Source organism: Paenibacillus sp. P4_A9 (assembly GCF_056402415.1).
The window spans coordinates 1-5,749 of record NZ_JBFUHL010000129.1; the positions used below are offsets into that span (position 1 = coordinate 1).

Below are 5,749 nucleotides of genomic sequence, written 5' to 3' on the forward strand. Positions count from 1 at the left end.
TCGCATCACCTTTTACAAATTTACTGGCACCATCCATCGCACCATAGAAATCTGCTTCACGTTCAATCTTTTGTCTTCGTTCTCTAGCTTGTACCTCATTGATTAAGCCAGCATTCAAATCAGCATCGATACTCATTTGCTTTCCTGGCATTGCATCTAAGGTAAATCTAGCTGCAACCTCGGCCACGCGCTCAGAACCTTTGGTAATAACAATAAACTGAACCAAGACAAGGATGAGAAACACGACGAATCCCACTACGATATTGCCTTGTGCTACAAATGAACCAAAAGTTCTGACCACGTCGCCTGCTTCAGCATGCGCTAAAATATTACGAGTTGTTGACACGTTTAAAGCTAATCGAAAGAGTGTTGTAATCAAGAGCAAGGATGGGAAAATCGAAAACTGGAGTGCTTCCCTCGTATTCATTGCCACCAAGATAATCATTAAAGCTATTGAAATATTAATAATTAATAAAAAGTCCAGCAAAKGGATCGGAACAGGTACAATCATCATCAACACGATGCCAATAATACCGATTAGAACTAATAAATCCTTGATTTTCATCAGATTGCACCTCCCTCTACGTTAGTTCGTCTTACCCTTCATCTTATATACATACGCTAGTACTTCTGCCACAGCCTGGAATAGGTCTGCCGGAATCGCATCACCAATTTCCACCTGTGCAAAAATCGCTCGAGCAAGCGGCTTATTTTCCATTGTCATGACGCCATTCTGTTTGGCGACTTCTTTAATTTTTAAGGCAACATAGTCTGCACCTTTTGCAATCACGGTAGGAGCCTGCATATTTTTCGAATCGTATTTCAATGCAACTGCAAAGTGAGTTGGATTTGTAATAATAACATCGGCCTTAGGAACTTCCTGCATCATTCGTTGCATCGCCATTTGGCGTTGTTTGGCACGGATCTTCCCTTTGATAAGAGGATCGCCTTCACTTTTCTTATACTCATCTTTTATATCTTGTTTGGACATTTTGAGGCTTTTCTCATGTTCATACTTTTGATAAATATAATCAAAGATTGCTAAAACAATTAAAATCGCACCTATTTTTATCCCTAAGCTTAGCGTCACCGAAGCAATAAAGGAGAATGTGCTCTCTAAGGGTGTATGTCCTAAGCCAAGAAGCCTGTCCTTATGACCCATCAAGGTCGTATACACGGCATAGCCGATGATCAGCATTTTCATAGTCGACTTTAGAAAGTCCATCACTGTCCGCAAGGAAAAAATCTTCTTAAAACCGGCAATCGGATTAATCTTGTCAAACTTCATCATTAAGGGATCACCGATAAACATAAAACCGATTTGTGCGTAATTTGCGATAAAAGCGATAAGAAGTACTAAGATAAAGATTGGCGCCATAATAAGCAAGCCTTGTTGCGTTAAATCCACAAATAACACTTGCACATTACCCATTGTAATATCCATACCAAGTTGATTCTCATAGACATTACGAAAGATGTGCATTAACTTACCTTTCATGTAGGAACCAAACATTAGAAAAGCCACGAATGAGAACAGTAAAATGGAAGCCGCGGGCAAGTCCATACTTTTTGCAACTTGACCCTTTTTTCTGGCATCCTGTCTTTTTTTCGCAGTAGCAGATTCCGTTTTTTCCCCAGCAAACCATTGTAAATCTAGCTGTATACGAAGTTGTTGGGACACGGTTTTCCTCCTACTTGGGTGTTTTTTGCTGCGCTCCACCAATAATTTGAAGCATTTTCTCCATGTAGTCAAAAATGGTTCCAAATAATTGCTGGAATTGAGACATTAATTCAGGAAAAACAATAACGAGAAGGAAAAAACCAAGAATCATTTTCAAAGGTGCACCGATGACAAAAATATTGAATTGCGGTGCGACCCTTGTTAAAAGGCCTAAACCTAAGTCAGTTAAAAACAAAGCAGCAACAATTGGGGCGGCCAGTTGGAATGACAGATAAAACATTTTGGATAGCGATTTAAATAAAAAATCTGAAATTTGTCCGTCATAAATGCGGCTAAACAAATCGTTATCGATCGGCACCCATCTATAACTGTCAATAATCGCTCTGATCAAGTAATGATGTCCGTCGAAAGACAGAAACAATAGCACAGCAATCATATATTTCAGATTCCCTAGCATTGGAGTAGATGCGCCTGTTAGCGGATCTATAACGCTCGCCATGCTAAATCCAATTTGCATATCCATGAAAGAACCAGCTGTCTGAACAACTGTAAAAAACAAATACGCCAGAAATCCTAATAAAACACCGATTAGCATTTCTCGTATAATCAAAAGCACGTAAACGCCATCAATCGGTATGGATTCCTCCATCCCCATCGTCGCAAAGATAATCAACGAAATAAAGACGGAAAGTCCCACCTTGAACATCATGGGAACATTTCTAGAAGAAAGGATAGGCACAACGACAAAAAATGATGTAATTCGACAAAAAATAAGCAGAAAGGTAGGGATCGCTTGAATAATTGTTGGCATTTCACTCACAACCTAACCAACGAATTTGTAAAGATTGTTGAGTAGATTAAAGGTGAAATCAACCAAAGTATTCATAATCCAAGATCCGAAAATGAGGATGGAAAGCAGTACAGCAACAATTTTCGGTACAAAGGCAAGTGTTTGCTCTTGAATCTGTGTCGTCGCTTGAAAAATACTTATTGCAAGACCAACGATTAAACCTATAAGTAGCATTGGCGCACTAGCCTTAAGAACGGTGTACACAGCTTCGCCAGCAATTCGTATTACAAATTCCGAACCCATCTAGATTCCCTCCGATATCTTGGTCTCTAACCGTAGCTTAAGAGTAACGATCTCACCACAAGATACCAACCATCTACAAGAATAAAAAGAAGGATTTTAAATGGGAGTGAAATCATCACGGGCGGGAGCATCATCATCCCCATGGCCATTAACGTACTGGATACAACCATATCTATAACCAAAAACGGTATAAATATCATGAATCCCATTTGGAATGCTGATTTTAATTCGCTAATCGCGTAAGCAGGCACCAAGGACGTGATCGGTATGTCTTCGACCCCTGTAGGCGCTTTAGCTTTAGAATAGTCTAGAAACAGCTTCAGATCCTTCTGTCGCGTATGTTTAAACATAAACTTCTTCATGGGTAGCGACGCAGTCTGAAAAGCCTGCGTTTGATTGATTTCACCCTTCAAGTACGGCTGAAGAGCTGTTTGATTAACTTCCCCTAAAGTTGGAGACATAATAAAAAAGGTTAAAAACAGAGCGAGTCCGATTAAAACCTGATTAGGTGGCATTTGTTGAGTTCCTAATGACGTTCGGACAAAACCCAGTACAATGACAATTCTGGTGAAACTCGTCATTAAAATCAAAAAAGAAGGAGCTAGGCTTAACACAGTTAGCAACAGAAGGAGAGTTACCGTATTCGATGATCCCCCAGTTGCTGTGCTCGTTCCGATATTGACATTTAATCCCGGAATTGGATTCGTAACATCCGTTTCGGCAGCAGAAGCAGTTAAAGACAATATGAAAATGGATATCACGACAAGCAGTAGTATGCTTACTAATTTATTTCTTTTCATTCTTCATTCAACCGATCTGTTTGTTTTTGATCAGACAACCATTCTTCTACATTCTTATTACGATCTGTTACACGCCGTAATTTATCATGAAATACTTGTTGAAACGATGACGTTAGTTCTACTTCCTCTTCCACATCGTTCTTTTTCATAGGAAGCTTGTTGATCCATTTGCTTATCATTCCAAACCCCATTCGATCATCTTGTGACGATTGCAGGAGCTCAGAGATATAGGCTACTTCATCGGCGTCAATGATTTTATCCAATAACTGAATGTTCTCACCAACGCCAACTACGAAGAGCGAATGCCCAATTTCAACAATTTGGATCGATTTATTTTGACCAAGGGGAACTCCACCTAAAGAGCGAATTGAGTTCCCAAACATCGTACCTTTATTTTTCTTCGCCACATATCTCATCAGTACATAAAAGAGAATAATTATGAATACAAGGAMTAAAATAACCTTACCAACCATAAGCATGGAGTTCATTGAACCCATCGAACCTGGGTAGTCAGATATTGGATCTTGATTTGGTTCTGTTTCCGCGTAGACGGTTCTGCTTGTATAGAGGATCATGGCGAACGTACTAAGTATACTTAAGATAGCCTTATTCGATTGACGTCTTTTCATAAGAACAACCCTTTCGGTTTATGTAAGACTCAACCAAATTCGGACGGTTTAACCTAGAGTCTTTTTGATAGCTTCGATAACACGGTCAGCTTGGAATGGTTTAACAATGAAGTCTTTCGCCCCGGCTTGAATAGCATCGATAACCATGGCTTGTTGTCCCATTGCAGAACACATAATTACTTTAGCATTAGGTTCAATCTTTTTAATTTCTTTTAATGCTTGAATACCATCCATTTCAGGCATCGTGATATCCATCGTAATAAGATCTGGCTTCAACTCTTTATATTTTTCGATAGCTTGCGCTCCATCATTCGCCTCGCCACATACTTCGTACCCATTTTTTGATAAAATATCACGAATCATCATTCTCATAAACGCTGCATCATCCACAATTAGAATACGGTTAGCCATTGAAAATATCCCCCTAAAATAAAATTATTGTAATTTTTGAATTCGCTCCCATTGATTAACAATGTCAGTAACACGAACCCCAAAATTCTCATCGATGACGACAACTTCACCTTTGGCGATCAACTTATTATTCACCAAAATGTCTACCGGTTCACCAGCAAGCTTGTCCAATTCGATGATAGAACCCTGAGACAGCTCTAAGATGTCTTTAATCACCTTATTTGTCCTTCCCAACTCAACTGTTACCTTAAGTGGTATATCGAGAAGTAGATTCAGGTTCGTATCATCCGCTTGCCCGTAAGAGCCTGATTGTAAATTACCAAACTGTACGGGTTGAACATTCACATTCCGATTTGGCATGCCACCATACGCAGCTGGAGGTTGTTGATACATCGGCTGCTGCGGTGGATACATCGGTTGCTGTGGCGGATACATCGGCTGTCCCATTGGAGGCTGCTGATACATCGGCTGTTCATACATCGGTTGTTGGTAGACAGGTTGCTCATACACTGGTGCTGGCTGCGAAATAGGAGCTTCTTGCACAGGAGCAGGAGCAGCTACTTCTGGTGGTGCTTCCGCAGCCGGTGCAGCTTCCATTGCTGATTCAGTATCACCACCACCCAATAGGATCGATACCATTTCTTTGGCGAAAGGAACAGGTAATAACTGCATGATGTTGGAATCAATAAGATCGCCAATAGCAAGTCGGAACGATATCTTTATAAATACGTCCTCGTCAGGCAGTTTTCCTTCTCCTTTCGACAAATTTAATATGTCGATTCCTGGGGGAGATATATTGACAAATCGATTAAAAATGGTAGACATGGATGTCGCTGATGAACCCATCATCTGATTCATTGCTTCTTGCACGGCGCTGATATGAATTTCACTTAGATTTTCATCACCGCCAGTGCCGTCTCCACCCATCATTAGATCAGCGATAACTTGTGCATCACGCGTTTGAATGACAAGCAAGTTAATACCATCAAAGCCATCTACATAGTTTACATGAACGGCAACATGAGGTCTTGGAAACTGTTCTTCCAATTCTTCTTTACCAATCACAGACACTTTAGGTGTCGTAATATCAACTTTCTTGCCAAGTAACGTCGATAACGCTGTCGCCGCGCTGCCG

8 protein-coding genes are annotated in these 5,749 nt (G+C 40.4%); all 8 read right to left on the reverse strand.

Features of this window, described 5'->3' with window-relative positions; translation table 11 throughout:
- Positions 1 to 565: FHIPEP family type III secretion protein (locus tag AC1DVJ_RS29625; RefSeq protein WP_477596270.1), on the reverse strand; the 565-nt coding region annotated here is incomplete at its 3' end.
- Positions 566 to 586: 21 nt separating this feature from the next.
- Entirely contained in the window at positions 587 to 1,681 is a 1,095-nt protein-coding gene (gene flhB, locus AC1DVJ_RS29630; protein ID WP_477596273.1) for a flagellar biosynthesis protein FlhB, read from the reverse strand.
- A 10-nt stretch (positions 1,682 to 1,691) separates the two neighbouring features.
- Entirely contained in the window at positions 1,692 to 2,492 is an 801-nt protein-coding gene (gene fliR / locus AC1DVJ_RS29635) for a flagellar biosynthetic protein FliR (protein WP_477596275.1), read from the reverse strand.
- A 12-nt stretch (positions 2,493 to 2,504) separates the two neighbouring features.
- Complete coding sequence (fliQ, locus tag AC1DVJ_RS29640; RefSeq protein WP_028558285.1) at positions 2,505 to 2,774, reverse strand: flagellar biosynthesis protein FliQ; 270 nt, start codon at positions 2,772 to 2,774, stop codon at positions 2,505 to 2,507.
- A gap of 26 nt (positions 2,775 to 2,800) precedes the next feature.
- A complete protein-coding gene (fliP, locus tag AC1DVJ_RS29645) occupies positions 2,801 to 3,574 on the reverse strand; it encodes a flagellar type III secretion system pore protein FliP (RefSeq protein ID WP_477596277.1) in 774 nt (257 codons plus the stop codon).
- Positions 3,571 to 4,203 (reverse strand): flagellar biosynthetic protein FliO, encoded by a 633-nt coding sequence (locus AC1DVJ_RS29650; protein WP_477596279.1) that lies wholly within the window; start codon positions 4,201 to 4,203, stop codon positions 3,571 to 3,573. The genes fliP and AC1DVJ_RS29650 overlap by 4 nt, the downstream gene beginning before the upstream one ends.
- Before the next feature lie 48 nt (positions 4,204 to 4,251).
- On the reverse strand, positions 4,252 to 4,614 hold the full coding sequence (locus AC1DVJ_RS29655; protein ID WP_028558282.1) for a response regulator: 363 nt from the start codon (positions 4,612 to 4,614) through the stop codon (positions 4,252 to 4,254).
- A 24-nt stretch (positions 4,615 to 4,638) separates the two neighbouring features.
- On the reverse strand, positions 4,639 to 5,749 hold a 1,111-nt coding region (gene fliY / locus AC1DVJ_RS29660), incomplete at its 5' end, for a flagellar motor switch phosphatase FliY (RefSeq protein ID WP_477596281.1).